This is a genomic window from Streptomyces sp. NPDC004051, from assembly GCF_053604275.1.
On the sequence record NZ_JBSGHG010000007.1, the window covers coordinates 132,688 to 151,548 of the forward strand.

Annotated in this window: 14 protein-coding genes and 2 pseudogenes; 9 read left to right on the forward strand and 7 right to left on the reverse strand. The window is 71.9% G+C overall.

The features are described from left to right. Positions 1–49 precede the first annotated feature (49 nt). A complete protein-coding gene (locus tag ACWEQO_RS11045; RefSeq protein WP_452981587.1) occupies positions 50–649 on the reverse strand; it encodes an ABC transporter ATP-binding protein in 600 nt (199 codons plus the stop codon). Here ACWEQO_RS11045 and ACWEQO_RS11050 point away from each other — a divergent pair. Beyond that, a complete protein-coding gene (locus ACWEQO_RS11050) occupies positions 649–783 on the forward strand; it encodes a hypothetical protein (RefSeq protein ID WP_361456228.1) in 135 nt (44 codons plus the stop codon). The two genes, ACWEQO_RS11045 and ACWEQO_RS11050, sit on opposite strands and share 1 nt — an antisense overlap. Before the next feature lie 72 nt (positions 784–855). Here the strand turns inward: ACWEQO_RS11050 and ACWEQO_RS11055 are convergent, their stop codons facing one another. Both ACWEQO_RS11055 and ACWEQO_RS11060 read right to left on the reverse strand, forming a co-directional pair. Then, positions 856–1,299 carry a hypothetical protein gene (locus ACWEQO_RS11055; RefSeq protein ID WP_361456231.1) on the reverse strand — a complete coding sequence of 148 codons (444 nt, stop codon included), beginning with the start codon at positions 1,297–1,299 and terminating at the stop codon, positions 856–858. Position 1,300: 1 nt separating this feature from the next. Continuing rightward, entirely contained in the window at positions 1,301–5,935 is a 4,635-nt protein-coding gene (locus tag ACWEQO_RS11060; protein ID WP_452981429.1) for a DNRLRE domain-containing protein, read from the reverse strand. 64 nt (positions 5,936–5,999) lie between these two features. Here ACWEQO_RS11060 and ACWEQO_RS11065 point away from each other — a divergent pair. Further along, a pseudogene (locus tag ACWEQO_RS11065) lies at positions 6,000–6,277 on the forward strand (hypothetical protein); the annotation flags it as partial. Positions 6,278–6,422: 145 nt separating this feature from the next. On the opposite strand, the pseudogene ACWEQO_RS11070 reads toward ACWEQO_RS11065, so the two are convergent. Then, positions 6,423–6,803: pseudogene (locus ACWEQO_RS11070) on the reverse strand (SDR family oxidoreductase); the annotation flags it as partial. Positions 6,804–6,943: 140 nt separating this feature from the next. Further along, on the reverse strand, positions 6,944–7,639 hold the full coding sequence (locus ACWEQO_RS11075) for an ABC transporter permease (RefSeq protein WP_361456237.1): 696 nt from the start codon (positions 7,637–7,639) through the stop codon (positions 6,944–6,946). Between the two features lie 146 nt (positions 7,640–7,785). Here ACWEQO_RS11075 and ACWEQO_RS11080 point away from each other — a divergent pair, with 146 nt between their 5' ends. Then, positions 7,786–8,538 (forward strand): hybrid sensor histidine kinase/response regulator, encoded by a 753-nt coding sequence (locus ACWEQO_RS11080; protein ID WP_452981432.1) that lies wholly within the window; start codon positions 7,786–7,788, stop codon positions 8,536–8,538. Between the two features lie 259 nt (positions 8,539–8,797). After that, entirely contained in the window at positions 8,798–11,302 is a 2,505-nt protein-coding gene (locus ACWEQO_RS11085; protein ID WP_452981435.1) for a discoidin domain-containing protein, read from the forward strand. An 86-nt stretch (positions 11,303–11,388) separates the two neighbouring features. Here ACWEQO_RS11085 and ACWEQO_RS11090 read toward each other — a convergent pair whose 3' ends face one another. After that, positions 11,389–11,685 carry a barstar family protein gene (locus ACWEQO_RS11090; RefSeq protein ID WP_361456246.1) on the reverse strand — a complete coding sequence of 99 codons (297 nt, stop codon included), beginning with the start codon at positions 11,683–11,685 and terminating at the stop codon, positions 11,389–11,391. Between the two features lie 258 nt (positions 11,686–11,943). On the opposite strand from ACWEQO_RS11090, the gene ACWEQO_RS11095 reads away from it, so the two are divergent. Next, positions 11,944–12,483, forward strand: coding sequence for a hypothetical protein (locus tag ACWEQO_RS11095; protein ID WP_452981438.1), 540 nt, complete (start codon positions 11,944–11,946; stop codon positions 12,481–12,483). 37 nt (positions 12,484–12,520) lie between these two features. On the opposite strand, the gene ACWEQO_RS11100 is transcribed toward ACWEQO_RS11095, so the two are convergent. Beyond that, on the reverse strand, positions 12,521–13,531 hold the full coding sequence (locus ACWEQO_RS11100; RefSeq protein ID WP_452981441.1) for an ATP-binding protein: 1,011 nt from the start codon (positions 13,529–13,531) through the stop codon (positions 12,521–12,523). 153 nt (positions 13,532–13,684) lie between these two features. Here ACWEQO_RS11100 and ACWEQO_RS11105 point away from each other — a divergent pair, with 153 nt between their 5' ends. The 4 genes from ACWEQO_RS11105 to ACWEQO_RS11120 are packed head-to-tail and all read left to right on the forward strand — an operon-like array spanning position 13,685 to position 18,857. After that, positions 13,685–14,263, forward strand: a complete 579-nt coding sequence (locus ACWEQO_RS11105) for a GNAT family N-acetyltransferase (RefSeq protein ID WP_361456255.1) — start codon at positions 13,685–13,687, stop codon at positions 14,261–14,263. 23 nt (positions 14,264–14,286) lie between these two features. Then, on the forward strand, positions 14,287–15,795 hold the full coding sequence (locus tag ACWEQO_RS11110) for an ABC transporter substrate-binding protein (protein ID WP_452981444.1): 1,509 nt from the start codon (positions 14,287–14,289) through the stop codon (positions 15,793–15,795). 15 nt (positions 15,796–15,810) lie between these two features. Further along, positions 15,811–17,619 carry an ABC transporter permease subunit gene (locus tag ACWEQO_RS11115; protein ID WP_452981447.1) on the forward strand — a complete coding sequence of 603 codons (1,809 nt, stop codon included), beginning with the start codon at positions 15,811–15,813 and terminating at the stop codon, positions 17,617–17,619. Further along, on the forward strand, positions 17,616–18,857 hold the full coding sequence (locus tag ACWEQO_RS11120; RefSeq protein ID WP_452981450.1) for an MDR family MFS transporter: 1,242 nt from the start codon (positions 17,616–17,618) through the stop codon (positions 18,855–18,857). The genes ACWEQO_RS11115 and ACWEQO_RS11120 overlap by 4 nt, the downstream gene beginning before the upstream one ends. Positions 18,858–18,861 lie beyond the last annotated feature (4 nt).

An 18,861-nucleotide genomic window follows, 5' to 3' on the forward strand; every position in this document is an offset into this window, starting at 1 on the left:
GGCCGGCCTCGTCCGCCTCGTCCGCGGCCGGTCCCGGGTGGGTGTGTGGTCAGCGTGGTCTCACCTCGTCCGTCAGCTTGCCCTTGCGCAGGGTGAGGACGCGGTCGGACTGGGCCGCCAGTCGCTGGGAGTGGGTGACGACGACCACGCACTTGTCCTGGTCGTGGGCCAGTTCGCGGAAGGTGTCGATGATGCCCTGGGCGGTGTCCTCGTCGAGGTTTCCGGTGGGTTCGTCGGCGAAGAGGATGTCGACGTCGCAGGCCAGGGCGCGGGCGATGGCGACCCGCTGCTGCTGGCCGCCGGAGAGCCGCATGACGTTGCGCGCGGCCATGTCCTTGTCCAGGCCGAGCCGTTCCAGGAGTGCCAGGGCGCGGGCCCTGCGGCTGCCGCGGTCCGGCTGCACGCCGGTGATCTCCATGGCGGTGGTGACGTTCTGGAGGGCGGTCATGTAGGTGAGCAGGTTGTAGTGCTGGAAGATCGTGGCGGCGTGTTTGTTGCGGTAGTGGCCGAGGCCGAGCTTCGTCAGGTCCTGGCCGCGGAAGCTGATGGTGCCCCGGGTGGGTGCGTCGAGGCCGCTGGCGAGGCTGAGCAGGGTGGTCCTGCCGCTGCCCGAGGGCCCCAGGACGGTGTAGAAGGTGCCGCGCGGAATTGCTCGTCCGAGTGACCGTCGACCAGAACTCCGTCCTGGTCGACGGTCACCTGCCTGTTGGCGTGTGGAGCACGCTCGTCGGCCAATTCTCGTACGCGGTTGCGGACTTCGAGTACTGGAAGCCGGTCCGCTGAGCGGTCGGGCCCTCGTCCCCCAAGGAAGGGACGAGGGCCCGACCGGCTCGCCCTGGTCAGGGCTTGGTCATCTCACTGCAGGGACAGGCCCTTGGGTGAGGTGAGCCCCTTGGCGGGGTCGGCGCGGAAGGTCGCCGTCCATGCCTCGGGCGAACACGAAGTGCCGTTGGGGTGTTGCTCCGTCAACCGTGCGCGGCGGCTGTCGTCCACGACGACCCGGCCGTCCCGCGCCGCCGTCACCTTCAGCCGCACCGGGACGGTGACGGCGCCGATGTCGTCCGGAAGCCGGACCGACACCCCTGCGATCGGGTTGTTTGCGTCGCCGGACTTCTGTTCCTTGCACTTGTCCTCCACACACACGCGGATCACCGCCGCGTCCGTGCCGCCGAAGTCGGCGGGCCGCCACATCACGGAGACCTCCGAGTCCATGTCCGTCTGGGTGCAGGAGGCGTCCTGGCCGAAGACCGAGCAGCCGGTCAGGGCCGCAGTGGCGAGGATGAGCAGGAGGCGTCGCATGTCAGGACCTCGCCACGGTGCCGGGGAGGGCGCTGTTGGCCAACCCGATGTCGGTGAAATAGAGGCGGCACGGGTCGAAGAACCCACCACTGTTGTCGCTTCCGCCGCCTCCGCCACCGGAGATGATCCCCTTGGCGATGGCGCGTCCGTTGCTGTCGACAGTGTACGTCGGCCCTCCGGAGTCGCCCCCTGTGGTGCAGGCGCCCGAGTCCTTCTCGGCCACGACCATGTTCTTGGCGACCAATCCGGTGCTGTACTTCACGGTGGCCTGGGTGGCGGTCACCTTCCAGCCGCACTTCTCACCGGTCATCATGCCTCCCGTGCAGAGCTTGTCACCGCGTTGTGCCCAGCGGCGCCAGTAGTCGCGGACCGCGCGCGAGGACGTGGACTTCTGGCCGCCCTTGTAGATCCGGGGCGTCGCGGACAGGCCGCTGTTGATCCGGTACAGGGCCAGGTCCCCCGAGTAGTACTTCTGGCCGGACAGGCGCACCGAGCCGTGCCCGTTGCGCCAGTTGTCCCGGACCACCGGGCCGATGTAGACGGACTCGCTCGGGTTCACGATGGCGCCGTTACCCGTGGTGCAGTGGCCCGCGGTCACCATGTACCACTTGCCGTTGTACCGCCAGGGGAAGCCCGCGGTGCACCAGGTCTTCTTGGTGGTGGTCAGATACGACTTGATCCGTGCGCCACCGTAGTAGGGCGAGGTGTCGTTGTACCGGCTCGCCTGCGGTTCGACCGACTCGGTGCCGGGAGTGAGGTGCACGGCGATGGCATCGGTGCCGTAGCGCTCGCCCAGGGCCGACACGAGGGCGCTGTCGGCCTCCGCGGTCTGTACGACGACGCGGTTGCTCTCGGCGTCGACGAACGCGCTGTACAACCCCGTCACACCGGGCAGTTCTTCCTCCGTCAGCTGGAGGACCTCGTCGCGCACGGACTCCAGCGCGATGACGCTGTGCTCCACCACCTCGGAACGCGGCGCGATCTGCTCGGTGACCGTCGGGCCGTCCGGTGCGGGGTCCGACGTCGTGGTGTCGTCCTCCGGCATGTCGTACGACTCCTCGCCGGTGCTCTCCTCGGATCCGTCGGCGGGCGGTGCGGGAACCTCGTCGGAGGGGTCCGGATCCTCGTCCGGCTTGGTGCCCTCCTCTCCGTCGTCGGCGGGCAGACCGCTGCCTTCGTCGGCCGGGGCCTGCGTCACCTGGATCGGGGCGGCCGCCTCGTCGGCGGCTCCCGGCACGGTGACCGGGGCGACCAACTCGCCCGTCCTCCCGTCGATGTAGGGCGGGCCGAAGGTGTCGGGGCGCTCGGCCGCGCGGGCGACTGCCTCTTGGAGGGCGTAGGCCTGGACGGGTGGGGCCTCTTCGGCTCCGTCGCTGAACCCGCCCTCGACGATCTCGACGCGGTCGACGACCACCGAGACCGGCTCCGCCGGAGGCGGGGAGTACGTGCCGCCGAAGCGGGCTCCGATCTGCCGGCCGCCGCTGCCGGACAGGGAAGAGGTGTCCCACACCAGCTTCGGCGCGCTGCCGCCGGTGAGGGGCACCGGCCAGGTCACGGGTGTGCCGTCCGCGGCCCGGGTGACCTGCGAGGCAGGGATGACCTGCCACTCGTCCGCGGCCGATGCCCGCTGGAGGAAGGTGACGTCCTTGAGGCCCCCGGGGCCGCTGACCGCGAGATCGACCGAGCCGACGAGGACCTCGCCGTTGGCGGGCGCCGTGACGACGGCCCTGCCGGCGTGGAAGGTCCGCTTGGTCTCGGACGACACGTTCCCTGCCCGGTCGGTGGCGGTGACGGTGAGCTGGTGGCTGCCCTCCGCGGCCGGGGCCAGACGGAGTTCGACGGGGCCACCGGTCGTGGTGACATCCTGCGGGGCGCCGCCGTCGACACGGTAGGTCAGCTTCCGGGTGTCCGTGCCGTCGGGGGTCAGCGTGAAGGTTCCGGTCACGCCCGCGCCGCCGGCCCATGCCTGCGACGGGTAGTCCGCCGAGTCCACGGCGGGGGCTCCCGGCGCGGTGGTGTCGACAGTGAAACGGAAGTGCGCGGTCGTGCCGCCCGTGCCGTCACCGTCGATCCCGCGGACGTGCAAATACCAGGTGCCTTCGGCGCGGGTCGTACGGTATGTCGTCCCGGTCGTGTCGACCATGGCGTCCGGCACGGTGTCGCTCGTGCGGTCCACGGTGATGCTGTACCCGGCGAAGGCGCCCGCCGGGGCCGTCCACGAGGCGGAGAAGTCGCCGCTGTTGTAGGCGCCGGTCTGGTCCGGGTGGGAGGCGGAGCTGATCATCGGACCGGGCGGCAGGGTCGTGTCGACCCTGAACGGCAGGTGGGCGGCGGTGGGCGACCAGTTGCCCGCCCGGTCCTTGGCGCGGATGTGGATGTACCAGGTGCCATCCGCTCCGACCGTCGTGGCGAAGGTCGTCGCCGTCTGCACGGTGCCCGTCGTGGCGGGCAGCGTGTCCGCGGTGCGGTCGACGGTGACCGCGTAGCCCGCCACACCGGACAGGTCGGCGGGTGCCGACCAGCTGAACGAGGCCGTCCGGCTCGCGTAGGCACTGGTGGACAGCGGGTGCGTGGTCGATGCCGGATTGCCGGGCGCGCCCGGCGCGGTGGTGTCGACGTTGAAGGCGACGTGCCGGGTGGCGGACCACAGCCCGGCCTTGTCACGGGCGGTCGCGTGCACCCACCAGGTGCCGTCGGTGCGTCCCGTCCAAGTGACGGCGGTGTCGGTCTGCGTCACGGTGGTACCGGCGGCGGTCGTGGGGCTCTGGTCGAGCTTGACGGCGTAGCCGGTGATTCCGGAGGCGTCCGTCGCGGCGAGCGTACCGGCGAACGTGGTGGCGTTGTACCAGGCCGAGGTGGAGGGGTGGCTGGTGGAGGTGAGGGTCGGGGTGCCGGGCGCCGTGGTGTCGACGGTGAACGTCCGCCACGCCGACCAGGCTCCGGTGTCCGTGCCGTCCGAGGCCCTCGCCCGCCACTTGTAGGCGCCGGGGGAGAGTGTCGCGACCGTATGGGTGGCGACCGCCCCAGAGGCGACCGAGGCGGAGGTCCCGGAGCGCAGTGCCGCGGTGCCGTCCGTCGCCCAGACCTCGAAGCGCAGCGTGAGCTGCTGGCCGTCGGCGTCCGTGGCCTTGGCCGACAGGGTGGGCGTGGTGTCCGAGGTGTATGTGCCGGACGCCGGCGAGACGGCGGTGGCCGTACCGGGCTCGGTGTTGTACGTGACAGTCAGGGAAGGCTCGTACGCGGCGTTGTGCGCGCCGGCGGTCTGGTTCGCGGAGTGGTAGCGACGCCAGGTCAGCGGATCCTTCTCGTCGACGGCCGCGAGCCGCACGCCATAGTTGGGCTGGCCGTCGGCCCAGGCCTGGACGATCGTGTCGATGTCCCAGGAGACATGGCCGGCCGGGCAGGTGCTGTTGTACCCCTTGGCCGCGGTGGACGTCACCGCGCCGGTCGTCGTGGTGGTCGGCTGCTGGGACCAGGAGACGGCCGACGGGTCCCAGTCGGAGGTGATGCGCCGCACCTGGTTGCCGGAGCCGGCGGTGCTGCAGGTGGAGGAGTAGTACGAGTAGAGCCGCAGGTCGGTGTCGACGATGTGCTTGCCCGCGTACTTCGACACGTTGAACTTCAGGAAGGAACGGGCTTTCTCGGAGCCGTTGTACGTGCCTGCCTTGAGCTCGGTCGAGCCGCGCTGCGAGGTGAGGTAGTCGTCGTACTGGATCCAGGTGTCGGTCACCGGGCCGAGGAGCGAATCGGTCGGGTCGATGGTGACGGGGTACTCGAGGTCCGGGTCGGCGAGGAAGTCCGGATCGGGCTTCAGGATCAGGACCTGGCCGGTGCCGTCGGTGTCCCGCTCGACGGCGACGTCGATGGCGGCAAGCTGCTCGGGCTCCCCGGATCCGCGCCGTTCGCCCGCACCCCACATCACGGGCAGCGGGGCGGTGGCGACGGTCCGGTCGTCGGCGTCCTTCCAGCGCAGGCGGCGCTCGGGGGTCTCCTGCAGTGTCAGTCCGTCGGCCGCGACGGGGAGCCGGTAGGTGACGGGCCCGTCGGGGCGCTCGTGCAGGATGACGGAGTGGGAGAAGCCCTCCTTGAGGGCGGTGACCACCAGGTCCCCGCCGTCGACAGCATCGCGGTAGACGGCCGTGGCGCCCTTCAGGTCCGGTTCGGGCAGCTTGCCGGTCCAGTCGAGTCCGAAGGACTTGCCGCCGCGGGAGACCTCGGCCAGGCGCTCGTCCTCGCCGCCGCCGGAGAAGGTGATGTCAGCGGCGGCCGTGCGCGGCCGGACGATCCCGCCGTCCGCGACAAGCGTCGTGTCGATGGGACTCCAGCCGCCGTCCTCGTTCTTCACGCGGATCGGGCCGGTGTACGACTCGACGGTGGTCGTGCCGTCGGCGTTGAGCCAGGTCGTGGTGGACTCGGTCCGCTCCTCGACCGCTTCGACGCGGTCGCCGGGCTTCTGCCGGGCCAAAGGAGCCGACACCGCCTCCCGGCCGTCCGCGGTGTCCGCAGACGCGGACGGGGGCGGCAGGGGGAACGGGGCGCAGATGAGCGCGGTCAGCAGGGCGGCCGTCAGGGCTCGCCGCTTCCGCGGGGTTCTTCGCCCGCCCCGGTCGGGGTCTGCGGCGATGGGGTTGTGCACGCGGTTCCTTCCACCGGTCCGGATGAGATCGGCAGATCTTATGGGTATTCATGACATGAACATAATGGGATTCGGATCTTCCGCTTACTGCTCCAGCAGCGATTCAGTTCCTGAACTGCTGCTTGTCGTTACCCTGGTATGGGCAGAATCATTGAAGTCGCTTGCTGGGCTGCTGAGTTGGAGTCGGTGTTCGCTCGGGTGGCGGGCCGGTTCGCTCGGGCGGATCTGCGGTGGCGGATGCGGGACTACGTCCGCGGCCTGCTGGGGCGGGCGACACGCAAGAACGGTCGGCAGCTCGCGGAACGGGCCGGGCGCCGCACTCCGAACGGCTTCCAGCGACTTCGGAGAGCCAGGACATGCTGCGTTCGACGACCCGTCTTCAGCACCCCGACCGTTCGCTGGACTCGGCTGCCTTACGGGCGATGACACTTGCTGTCCGAGCCTGTTCCGCCATACTGCGCGTCAGGGACGCCGCCCATCGGTTGCGTTTTCTCCCGAGTGCCGCCGCGGTGGCCTCGACCTGCTGCCGGGCTGTCACCGGCTCCGGGCCGGTCAGGGCATACGTCCGCCCCCGGTGGCCCGGCTCGGGCAGCGCGCCCCGCGCCACCGCCGCGATGTCCGAGGGGTGGACCATGGGCAGCCCGGTGTCCGCGTACGGTGCGCGGACCGCCTCACGGTCGCGGATCGACGCCACCCGCATCACAGCGTTCGAGGCGAACTGCGTCGGCCGCAGGATCGTCCAGTCCATCCCGTTGTCTTCGAGCAGCTGCTCGACCGTCAGGTTCTCGTCGGCGGGCATCAGGTGCGGATGGGTCTGGAGGGTGATGGACGACGCCGGCACCACATGCCCCACACCCGCCCGCCGGGCAACTGCGCACCCGGCCGAGGAGGGGGAAGCGATCAAGGGAGCGAAGCGGGAGAATCGCTCCGAAGGGCGCGGGCGGGATGCGGTGGAGGCGGCACGGTCATCGAAGGGCCGCTCCCTTACGGACATCGCCTTGGCCGGCCTCATCCGCCTCGTCCGCAGCCGGTCCCGGGTGGGTGTGTGGTCAGCGTGGTCTCGCCTCGTCCGTCAGCTTGCCCCTGCGCAGGGTGAGGACGCGGTCGGACTGTGCCGCCAGTCGCTGGGAGTGGGTGACGACGACCACGCACTTGTCCTGGTCGTGGGCCAGCGGCCGACCGCACGCGGAGGGTGTCGCCGACCGTGAGCCCGTTCTTCTCGGCCAGCCGTCGCTCCACCACGACGACCTTGCGGCCGGCGTCCTCAGGGGTGATCCCGCGCCCCGCCGTGATCTTGTTCGAGCCATAGGAGAAAGGCAGCAGCAGGCCCGAGTCACGCACGCCGTTCAGTGCCAGGGGAGGCGGGGCCTTCGCCCCGGTGCGGTCGCCGCCCGGCCTCGGGAGGTCGGACTCCAGCGGCTCGATGCCGCGGACCCCGGCCCCGAGCGGGAGCCGCGGGTTGTACCGGTGCACCTGCGGGGACGCACCGAGCCGGTCCGCCAGCGCCGGAGTGAGGCCCTCGCCCTTCAGCGTCACATCGACGCCGATGGTCCGCTGCGCGTCCGCCTCCTGGCGGGCGGTGGTGCCCTGCAGCAGGAAGCCGCCCAGCAGCAGGACACAGATGACGACGAAGATCCCCAGCAGAGCGGCGGTCCTGGTTTTCCTGGCACGCAGGCTCATCCCCGCGCGCTTGACGAAGTTCATGGCCACGACAGAAGCAGGGCGCCGCTTGCAGCGGGATAAGAGCGTTACAGCGGCGTAAGGACGCTGTCCCCGCGACGGCTGGGAACGTGCCTGCCGCTCCGCTGTCCTTATCCCCCTGCAATGCCGTGCCGGGTTTCATGGGGCTCATGAGAGTTCTGTTGGCCGAGGACCACCGCGTTCTCGCCCGTACGATCGCCACCGGTCTGCGCCGGCAGGCGATGGCCGTCGATCTCGCGGTCTCCGGGGACGAGGCCGAGCGGATGTGCCTGCTCACCGACTACGACGTGCTGATCCTCGACCGTGACCTGCCGGTCATGACCGGCGACGAGGTGTGCTGGCGGCTGCGCGAACTCACCGACCTGCCGCGGATCCTGATGCTGACCGCGGCCGGCGAGATCACGGACAAGGTCTACGGGCTCACCGCACTGCTGCTGCTCGCCCGCAGCGACCGCGGCCTGGAGGAGACCGAGACCGTGGACCTGTCGGCCGCGGCCCGGCTCGTGGCGGCCGAACTCGCCGCCCAGGCCGAGGAAGGCCAGGTGGACGTAGCCGTGACGTCGGACCGGCCGCTGACCGTCCTCGGTGATCCGCTGCTGTTGCGCCACCTGCTGACCAACCTCATCCGCAACGCCATTCAGTACAACCACTCCGGCGGCCGGGTCCGGGTACGGCTCGAAGACCACACGCTGACCGTGGCCAACACCGGGCCCACCGTGCCCGCCGACCGGGTACCGGACCTCTTCGAGCCCTTCCGCCGCCTCGACCAGGACCGCGTCGGCACCACCGGCCACGGGCTCGGTCTCGCCATCGTCCGTTCCATCGCCGAGGCCCACGGGACCGAGGCGACGGCCGAACCCGGCCGGCCGGGCGGCCTCACCGTCACAGTCCGCTTCCCCTGACGCATGACGCATGACGCGTTACGCGGCCCCGTGTCGAGGACGTACGGCAGCAGCCCGGCGCCCCGAGCCGTGCGGTTGCCCGGTGGGGGGCACCGGCCGGGTACGGGCCAGTTTTTTCTAACGTTGCACAGACTCTTCAGCCGTGGGCCCGACTCATGGCAGTCTGAGCCGGCAACCTCTGGCGGACAACGCTGTCAGGCACGGTTCGTCGGACGCACGGGCAGCCCTGTTCACTCGTTCTCGCAGAAGGAGCACTCGCATGGCCCTCGATCGTCGGCGGCTTCTCCACAGTGGTGCAGCGGCCCTGGGCGCGGTGGCCCTGAGCGGTGCGGTGCCGCCCGGCACGGCCGCGCGGGCGAGTGCGGCCGGCAGTCCTCCAGGCGCGGCGCCCGCAGCCGACAAGGGGGCGGGCGCGTCCCCGTTGTATCCGGCGGTGGGCCCCGGAACGGCCTTCCTGGACCACCGGTCACTGCTGGGGGACCTGCCGGAGGCCGAGTGGTACGAGGCGAACATCCCCTTCGTCGACCTGCCCGACGCCGCCATCCGGGACACCTACTACTACCGGTGGCGCGTGATCAAGCACGCCCTGAAGTACACCGGGCCCCGGGAGGGGTGGATCCTCTCGGAGTTCCTGGGCCCGGTCGGCTACTCCGCGCCGTACGGCGGGATCAACGCCGCCGCCGCCCACCACGTCCGCGAGGCGCGCTGGCTGCGCGACCACCGCTACCTCGACGACTACATCGGCTACTGGCTGCGCGGCAGCGGCTCAGGACCCAAGCCGGCCACGGACTTCCTCAACAAGAACACCACCGACTGGGCGCACCAGTACTCCTTCTGGATCGCCGACGCCGTGGTCGCCAGGGCGTCGACCGACGGCAGATGGGAGCACGCCCTGGGTCTGCTCGACGAGTTGGAGCGCCAGTGGAGGAGATGGGCCCCGCAGTTCGACGACGAAGTCGGCCTCTACTGGCAGACACCGGTGTGGGACGCGATGGAGTACACCGCGAGCTCCTACCAGAGCGACGACCCGTACCACGGTGGTGAGGGGTTCCGCCCCACTCTCAACGCCTACCAGTACGGCGACGCCAAGGCGATCGCCGCACTCCTGCGGCGCCGCGGCCGCCGGGGCGACGAGGCGAAGGCCGACCGTTACGACGAGCGGGCCCGTGCCCTGCGGGTGCAGCAGGAGCGCTGGCTGTGGGACGAGGAGGACCAGTTCTACAAGCACGTCATGCGGGACGGGAACCCCGAGCGGCGCAGGCTCGCCGACCGCGAGCAGATCGGCTACCTGCCCTGGTACTTCCACATGGCTCCGGCGGACAACGCCGCGGCATGGGCCCAACTGCGCGATCCCGAGGGGTTCTCCGCGCCCTTCGGTCCCACCACGGTGGAGCGCCGCAGCCCGTGGTTCATGCACCAGGCGCTCGAGGGCTGCTGCCGCTGGAACGGTCCGAGCTGGCCGTTCGCCACCAGCCAGACGCTCACCGCCCTGGCCAACCTCCTCATCGACTACCCCGCCCAGCCCCACGTCGACCGCACCGACTACTACGCCGTGCTCCGCGCCTACGCCCTGACCCACCGCAAGGACGGCGAGCCGTATGTCGCCGAGGCGCACCACCCCGACGAGGACCGCTGGATCTACGACGGCCGCGGGCACAGCGAGGACTACAACCACTCCACCTTCAACGACCTGGTCCTGTCGGGGCTGTTGGGGATCCGCTGCCGACCCGACGCCACTGTTTCCCTCGCGCCGCTGGCGCCGCGCGAGTGGGATCACTTCGCCGTGGAGAACCTCCCCTACCACGGCCACAACCTCAGCGTGCTCTTCGACCGCAGCGGTCGGCACTACGGACACGGAACCGGCCTGAGCGTCTGGCTGGACGGCCGGCGCATCCACCGGCAGGACGGCCTGGAGCCGGTGACGCTCACCATCGGCAGGGCCGGGCAGCACACCCTGCCCCGCGAGGTCGACGACCTGGCCAACGTCGAGCAGAAGGGCCACCCCCTCGCGAGTGCCTCGTACACGTTCCACCTCGACAGCCCGGCCAAGGCCATCGACGGACAGGACCTCCACATCGACACACCGTCATCGCGGTGGACCAACTACGGCAGCCCCAATGCCGCCGACGACTGGCTCGCCGTGGACTTCGGCGTCCCCACGCCCGTGTCGGACCTGCGGATCTCCTTCTACGACGACGGCGGCGGAGTCCGCACCCCCGACTCCTACGAACTCCACCACCTGGGCCAGGACGGCAGATGGCATCCCCTGCCCGGTCAACGCCGCACCCCGCAGACGCCCCGGCCGGGAACTCTCAACCGGATCCTCCTGGAGCGGCCCGTCACCACCACCGCCCTCAGACTCACCGCCACACGCACCTCGGGCGGCGCCGTGGGAGTCGCCGCCTGGCAGTCATGGCGGACGGAGGACCCCCGGCTCGCCCTCACCGTCGAGACACCGTCGAACGGCCTCGTCCCCGTGGAGCCGGGCAGGGCCGTGAAGGTCACCACCACCGTCACGGCGACAGCCACCACAGTCGTCAGCCCGCACCTGCTCGTCCCCGACAACTGGAAAGTCCTTCCCCAGCACACGATCCGCCCCACCGCCCTCCGGGCGGGAAAGACGCTGCACACGCACTGGCTGGTGACGGCTCCCACCGACCTGCCCCACCAACCGCCGCGGCCCCTGCGCCTGCTGGTCCGTTCCCGGGGCGAGAAGGCGGAGCAGTTCGTCACCAGCGTCGTCGCCCGGGCGCAGGCCGACTGACACGACCACCGCAGTACCGTCGCCGTACGGCACGGTGCACGCAGCCTTCCGACGCCACTTGGCGGGGGTGCCCGATCGAGGGCTCGTCAGGTCCGCCCATGGACGATGAGCCGGTTCTGCTCTCCGTCGAAGATGCCGGCCAGGACGTTGGCCTCCTGCCGGTGCCCGTCGAAGAGACCCTGCTGGTCGACGTGCACGATCAGGATGTCGTGGCTGTCGATCACCTCAGAGATGCCACGGGTCTCAATCGTGTCCGACCACGCGTCCAGGTTCCGGCCGAACCAGCCCGGCGGCCCGCACGGCTCGCTCACCGCGTCCCAGAAGTCGTTGGGTGTCTCGATCAGCCGACCGCGCAGGTCAACAATCAGCTCGCTGTCCGTCATCGCGGCAGACTGACCAGCCCCACCATGAGCCGCCGGCCGGTCAAAGAGACAGGCTCTGGCCGGAGCTTTTCGTCGGTGGCTCCTGGAGCGCGTCGTCCCCTGTGTGTGCGGGGCGCCGTTGCCCTGTCGTCAGCTTGCACCTCGTGCTCACACGATCGGGTGGTGGTTCGGGGAGCGGGCACGGGTGGGGGGTGCGGTCCGTTTGGTCCTGTGACGAGGGCTTCTCGTCGTTCTCATCGCAGACCACGGGGGTACACAGTGGGTCTCTGTTTTCATCGCAACCCCGACGGGACGACGACCGGGCGCAATGACGCCAGCGGGTTCAGCGTGACGCATGCCGACGAGGAGGAGGTGAAGAGGCTGTTGTACGAGGACGCGGGGTGGCAGTACACGCCGCCACCGCCGCCGGTGCCGGCGGGGTTTCACCGGTTCGCGCTGGTGCACGAGGAGTTCGGCGTGGCCGGGTTCGGGGACGAGCGGTATGCGGGAGTGCGGGAGCGGCCGCCGGAGGGCTGTGTGCCGGTCGACTGGGGGTGTTTCGCGCTGGAGTGCGAGCGGCCGGGGAAGACGCTGCTGGACGCGGTCGCCGGCACCGTCGCGGAGGTCCGGCGCGAGCACGGGCTGGTGCTCAACAGCCTGGGGGTGGAGAAGCCGCAGGAGTGGCTCGGTGATGACAGGGACGGGTGCGCGGCGGTGATCGCCGCGCACCTGTTGCTGGTGGGCACCCATCGTGCCCGGCTGCTCGGATACGGGCGCAAGGAGCTGGTCCGGCTGCTCGACTCGACGGGCATCGAGTAGCCGACCAGGAGCAAGGAGCAAGGAGCAAGGAGCAAGGTCAGGGGCAAGAGGGCAGGAGGGCTGCCGGGCCGGGGGCGAAGTCCGGGTCGATCTGGGAGGCCAGGTTCTCGCCGGTGCGGGCGTCGGCCCAGGAGCGGGCGTTGCGGAGGTGGAACTCCACGGCGTGGCGGTGGAGGCGGTCCCAGTCGCGGGGGTGGGCGTCGACGGCCTCGCGCAGGACGGTCAGGGCGTGGCGGTTGTGGGGTTCCAGGGTGCTCAGGGGGTCCGAGGCGTCGGGGGCGTCCGGGGTGGCGGGGCTTGGGGGTGGGGTTCTGCCTTGTTCCGCCGCTCGTACCCAGTCCGAGTGCACGAGGTGGGTCAGGAGGTCGTCGCCCACCTGGTCCTTGAGGAAGAGGAGATCGTCCTCGCAGGTCACCTTGTTGCCGACGACCGCGATGCGGATGCCGAACTCGCGGGCGTGGTCCCGGTACTGGCGGTAGACGGAGACGCCCTTGCGGGTGGGTTCGGCGACCAGGAAGGTGAGGTCGAAGCGGGTGAACAGGCCGGAGGCGAAGGCGTCGGCGCCCGCGGTCATGTCGACCACCACGTATTCGCCGGGGCCGTCGACCAGGTGGCCCAGGTACAGCTCCACCGCGCCGAGCTTGGAGTGGTAGCACGCCACGCCCAGGTCGCTGTCGTCGAACTGACCCGTCGCCATCAGCGGGACACCGCCGGCCCGGACCACGTGCCGCGCGTGCAGTTCGTCGTCGCCCAGCAGGCGCAGGAGACGTGAACCGCGGCCGGGCGGGGTCGTCTTGATCATCGACTCGGTGGAGGTGATGCGGGGGTTGGTGCCGCGCAGGTAGGTCTTGATGTCGTGCAGGCGCGGGCCCAGGGGAGGGGGCGTCACCGAGGTGCTCTCGGCGGGGGCGAGGGCCTCGGCCAGGTGCTGGTTGATGTCGCCGTCGACGGCGAGGACCGGAGCGCCGGTGCTCGCCAGGTGGCGGGAGAAGAGGGCGGACAGCGTCGTCTTGCCGCTGCCGCCCTTGCCGACGAACGCGATCCTCATCGGCACCCCGCCTTGCTGAAAACGAATGTCATGTTGCTAGGTTCTAGGGGTGTGCTCGAGGTGGTGTCAAATTCCCGGGCGCGTGTCACGTCGTTCCGTCGTGCGTTTCACCCGGATGATCGAACTTGGAGGCTTAATGCATAAGGTGTGCAAGTGCGTGAGTACATCATCAGGACCGCCGGCCCAGCCGACCTCGACCGTGCGCGAGCCGTGATGCTCGACACCGTCTACCACGACTTCGGCACCGGTTACGTGCCCCGGTGGCACGGGGACATCATCGACCCGGCCGCCGCCTACCTCGCCTCCCCGCGGCACACCCTGCTCGTCGCGATCGACCCCGACGGCGGGGGCGACGAGGGCGGTGGCGCCGGCGACGTCGTCGCCACCGCGGCGCTCGACTCCCGGGGCCCCGCCCATCCGCCGAACCCGGCGGAACTCGCCGGGCGTTACCCCTCCGGCGAGACCGCCCAGCTGCGGCGGGTGTACGTGCGGCCCGACCACCGCAGGAACGGGCTGGCCCGCCGCATGGTCGGGGAGCTGTTGGCGTTCGCCGCCGCCGACGGCGGCTACCGCTCCGTCTACCTGCACACGGACCCGTCGGTGCCCGGCGCCGAGCCCTTCTGGCGGTCCCTGGGCAAGGTCGTGTACGACGAACGAGAGGACGCGGGCGGCAGCGGCGTCGTCCACTTCGAGGTGCCGTTCGAGATCGCGACGGGGGCGGGGGAGAAGTGACAGGGACAGGGGCAGGGACGGTGATGCGACCGACGCGCTCCCGGGTCCTCGCCGGGTTCTTGCTCGTACCGCTGCTGACCGGCTGCTTCGCCTCCGGCGGGGCCTCCGGGAAGGACGGCGACGGGAGCGGGTCCCGGCTGCGCGTCGCGCTCGCCTTCCCGCCCGCCGAGCAGTTCTCCCCGTACGGTGCCGACGCCACCCTGCTCAGCCGCCTCGGCGTCTCCGAGGGGCTGACCGTGCTGGACGCCAACGGCTCCGCCGCGCCCGCGCTCGCCCGGTCATGGCGTCAGGACGGCGACAAGAGCTGGGTGTTCACGCTGCGCGAGGCCCGCTTCCAGGACGGCGGTGACGTCACCCCGGCCGCCGTCGCCGCCGCCCTCACCCGCGCCACCGAGGCCGAACCGGTCCCCGGCGCCCTCTCCGGCGTCACCCTGACCGCCGAGCCCGAGGGCGAGCAGACCGTCCGGGTCAGCACCACCGAGCCCGACCCCGTCCTGCCGCTGCGGCTGTCCAGCCCCGCCCTCGCCGTGTTCTCCGAGAAGGCGTACGCCGAGGCGGACGCCGGGAACGGAGGCCGCGTCGACCCCGTCGGCACCGCCACCGGGCCCTTCCGACTCACCGAGGTCGACGGGACCACGTCGGCCGCCCTCGACCGTTTCGACGACTACTGGGGCGGCCGCGCCCAGTCCTCCGGCATCGACGCCCGGTTCGTCGCCGACGGGACCGCCCGCGCCAACGCCCTGCGGACCGGCGAGATCGACCTCGCCGAGGCCGTGCCCGTCTCCCAGGCGGCCACCCTCGACCAGGAGACGCGCAAGGACACCGCCACCACCCGCACCACCAGCCTGCTGCTCAACTCCGCCTCCGGCCCCTTCAAGGAACCGGAGTTGCGGGCCGCCGCCCGCGAGGCCGTCGACACCTCCGCGCTCGCCGAGGGCGTGTACGAGGGGTACGGCGATCCGGGCGCCGGAATCTACGGGCCCGCGGTGACCTGGGCCGACGGCAAGCGAGTCGCGCCCCGCGGACGGGCGGCGGCCGGCCGCGCCAAGGGCACCGCCGTCACCCTCGCCACCTACGACAACCGGCCCGAACTCCCCGAGGTCGCCCAGGTGCTGAAGCAGCAGCTGGAGCGGGCCGGGTTCACCGTGAAACTGGAGGTGCGGGAGTACTCGCGGCTCGAACCCGACGCACTGGAGGGGAAGTTCGACGCGTTCGTCCTCGCCCGCAACACCCTCCTCGACACCGGCGACCCCGTCGCCGTGCTCGCCGGCGACTACACCTGCGACGGCGGCTACAACATCGCCCAGCTGTGCGACCCGGAGGTCGACCGGGCCGTCGACCGGGCGGAGCGGATCGCCGACCCCTCAAAGCGGCAGGACGCGGCCATGGCGGCCGAGGCCGCCGTCCTCGGCAGCGACGCGGTGCTGCCGCTGGTGCACCAGCGCATCATCACCGGCGTCGGTGCCCCGGTGCGCGGCGTGCTGCTCGACCCGTACGAGCGCACCCTCGTCGGTACGGGAACACGGCGCTGACCCGTGCGACGGCACATGGCCACACTCCTGTGGCGCATCGCGCTCGCAGCCGCCCTCGTGTGCGGCATCGGCCTGCTGCCCTGGCTCTCCCGCACCGACCCCGCGCTCACCGTGCTCAAGGCACGGTCGGCCGACCGCGACCCCACCCCCGAGGTGCTCGCGGACATCCGGGACCGACTCGGGCTCGACGCGGGGCCGGTGCGGCTGCTGGGGCAGTGGCTGCGCGGCCTGTGGCACGGGGACGCCGGACGGTCGTGGATCTCCGGCAGTGAGGTCATGCCCGGTGTGCTCCAGGCCCTGGGCGCCTCCCTGCTGCTGATGGCGGCGGCGCTCCTCGTCGCCGCCATCACCGCCGCGCTGGTGTGCGCCCGCACCCTTCGGCGGGGCGCGCGCGGAAGGACCGGGGAGCGGCGGCGGGCCGCGGGCAGCGGGTCCGCCGTGCTCGCCGCCCTGCCCGAGTTCCTCCTCGCGTCGGTGCTCGCCACCGTCGTCGGGGTGCAGTGGGGATGGCTGCCCGCCCTCGGCTGGTACGGGCCCCGGTGGACGGTGCTGCCCGCGCTCGCGCTCGGCCTGCCCGCGGGAGCCGTCCTCGGCCGGCTCCTCGACGACCTGCTGCCCGGCGCCTTCGGCGAACCCTGGGCCCGGAGCGCCGCCGCCCGGGGCATCCCCGGCGGACGCGTGGCCCGCCAGGCGGTACGCCGCTGTCTGCCCGCTCTGCTGCCGAACATCGGGCTGTTCGTCGTCGGGCTGACCGGCGGGGCCGTCGCCGTCGAGCAGGTCTTCGACATCCCCGGACTCGGCCGCACCACCCTGCAGGCGGCCCTCGCGCAGGATCTGCCCGTGCTCCAGGCGGGCACCCTCGCACTCGTCCTGCTCGCGGCCCTCGTCACCGGCGCCTGCCGGCTCGCCACCCGGCTGCTCACCGGGCCCGCCCTGCGCGACGGCGCCCTGCCGACCCTGCACCGTCCGCTGCCGCCGGCCCGTCGGGGCCTGCCCCTCGCCTACGGTGCCGTCCTGGCGGCAGTCGTCGTGGCCGGACTGCCCCGGGATCCGCTCGCCCTGAACACCGGGGAGCGGCTCCGACCCCCCTCTCCGGCCCACCCGTTCGGTACCGACGCCCTCGGCCGGGACATGCTCGCCCGGGTCGGGCACGGCGCCCTCGACACCCTGCTGCTCGCCCTCGCGATCAGCTCCGCCGCGCTCGTCATCGGCGTGCTGCTGGGGCTGGTGCCGCGCCTGTCCGGGGCACTCGTCGACACGACGAACGCCGTACCGCCGGTGCTCGTCGCGCTGCTCGTCACCGCCGTCGCGGGCGGCGGCGTCGCCACACCCGCACTCGCCGTGACCGCCGTGGCCTGGGCGCCGCTCGCCGCGCACACCTCCGCGCTGCTGCTCCAGGAACGCGCCACCGCGCACCTCGCGGCCACCAGAAGCCTGGGCGCCGGCCGCCGGCACCTGCTGCGCCGCGTCCTGCTGCCCGCCGTCCTGCCGCCCGTGCTGCGGCACGCCCTGCTGAGGCTGCCCGGGATCGCGCTCGCCCTCGCCTCCCTCGGCTTCCTCGGGCTCGGCGCCCAGCCGCCGTCCCCGGAATGGGGCCTGCTCCTCGCCGAGAACCAGCCCTACGCCGAGCGAGCCCCCTGGGCCGTCCTCGCCCCGGCCGCCGTGCTCTGCCTGCTCGGCGCGCTGGCGGTCACCGCGGCGGGCGGGCTGCGTCGGCGTGGGCCGGGCCGGAGCGTCCGCGGCGGCCCGGGGAGCATGACCCCGGGTGAGGTGAAGTGTCCCGGAAGTCCGGACACCGAACGGAAGTTGGCGGAGGCACGATGACGTACCTGTCCCCATGGCTCGGGTCGCGCACGGCGCCCGGCCGCCGCCGCACACGGCTCTCCCCGCTGCTGCGGCTGCTCATCCTCACCCAACTCGCCTTCAACATCGGCTTCTACGCCGTCCTGCCCTTCCTCGCCACCCACCTGGGACAGACCGTGGGCATGGCGGGCTGGCTGGTCGGGCTGGTGCTGGGACTCAGGACGTTCAGCCAGCAGGGGCTGTTCGTGGTGGGCGGGGCACTGGCCGACCGGTACGGCATCCGGCCCGTGGTCCTCGCGGGCTGCGCCCTCAGGATCGCCGGGTTCGTGTGGCTCGGGTACGCCGGACGGACCTGGGCGGTGATCGGCGCGGTGCTGCTGATCGGGTTCGCCGCCGCCCTGTTCTCCCCGGCCGTCGAGTCCGAGGTGGCCCGGCAGGCCGTCGTGTGGGAGGAGGAGAGCGGCCAGGCCCGTACCCGCGTCCTCGCGCTGTTCACCGTGGCGGGGCAGGCGGGGGCGTTCGTCGGTCCGCTGCTCGGGGCGCTGCTGCTGGCCGTGGGCTTCCGCACCGCGTGCCTCGCGGGCGCCGGGGTCTTCGTCCTGGTCCTCGCCGGGCACGCCCGGCTGCTGCCCCAGCGCATACCGGGACGGACGCGGGTGCCGGTGAGGGGCGGGCCGTGGTTGGTGCTGCGCAACCGGCCCTTCCTCGCCCTGTGTTGCGCGTACGGCGCCTTCCTGCTCGCGTACAACCAGATGTATCTCGCGCTGCCCGCCGAGGTGGAGCGCGTCACCGGTTCGCAGGCGTCGCCGGCCTGGCTGTTCGCGCTGTCCTCGCTGCTGGTGGTGACCGTCCAACTGCCCGTGACCCGCTGGGCGGGAAAGCGGCTGACGATGCGCCGGTCCATGGCGACCGGGCTGCTGCTGATCGCGGCGGGGTTCGCCGTGGTGGCGGGGGCGGCCGCGGCGGCACGCCCCACCGGGTGGCCGGCCCTCGCTCCGGCGGCCGGGTTCGTCGTCCTGCTCACCTTCGGCCAGATGCTGGTCGCGCCCGTGGCCCGCGCCTGGGTCCCCGACCTCGCCGAGGACGGCCGGCTCGGCCTCTACACCGGAGCGCTGTCCTCCGTGTCCGGTCTGATCGTGCTGGTCGGCAGTTCGGCGACCGGCACCCTACTGGACGCCGGCCTGCCTCCGGCGATCCCCTGGCTGGTCCTGGCCCTCGTCACGGCGGTGGCGGTGGGACTGCTGCCCCGGCGCGGCTGACGGG

Excerpts from the sequence above, each read along its gene's own strand:
- ACWEQO_RS11090 (WP_361456246.1), bottom strand. The coding sequence starts at position 11,685 with ATGACGGACAGCGAGCTGATTGTTGACCTGCGCGGTCGGCTGATCGAG.
- ACWEQO_RS11110 (WP_452981444.1), top strand. The coding sequence starts at position 14,287 with ATGCGACCGACGCGCTCCCGGGTCCTCGCCGGGTTCTTGCTCGTACCG.
- ACWEQO_RS11075 (WP_361456237.1), bottom strand. The coding sequence starts at position 7,639 with ATGAACTTCGTCAAGCGCGCGGGGATGAGCCTGCGTGCCAGGAAAACC.
- ACWEQO_RS11080 (WP_452981432.1), top strand. The coding sequence starts at position 7,786 with ATGAGAGTTCTGTTGGCCGAGGACCACCGCGTTCTCGCCCGTACGATC.
- ACWEQO_RS11115 (WP_452981447.1), top strand. The coding sequence starts at position 15,811 with ATGGCCACACTCCTGTGGCGCATCGCGCTCGCAGCCGCCCTCGTGTGC.
- ACWEQO_RS11100 (WP_452981441.1), bottom strand. The coding sequence starts at position 13,531 with ATGAGGATCGCGTTCGTCGGCAAGGGCGGCAGCGGCAAGACGACGCTG.
- ACWEQO_RS11085 (WP_452981435.1), top strand. The coding sequence starts at position 8,798 with ATGGCCCTCGATCGTCGGCGGCTTCTCCACAGTGGTGCAGCGGCCCTG.
- ACWEQO_RS11120 (WP_452981450.1), top strand. The coding sequence starts at position 17,616 with ATGACGTACCTGTCCCCATGGCTCGGGTCGCGCACGGCGCCCGGCCGC.
- ACWEQO_RS11055 (WP_361456231.1), bottom strand. The coding sequence starts at position 1,299 with ATGCGACGCCTCCTGCTCATCCTCGCCACTGCGGCCCTGACCGGCTGC.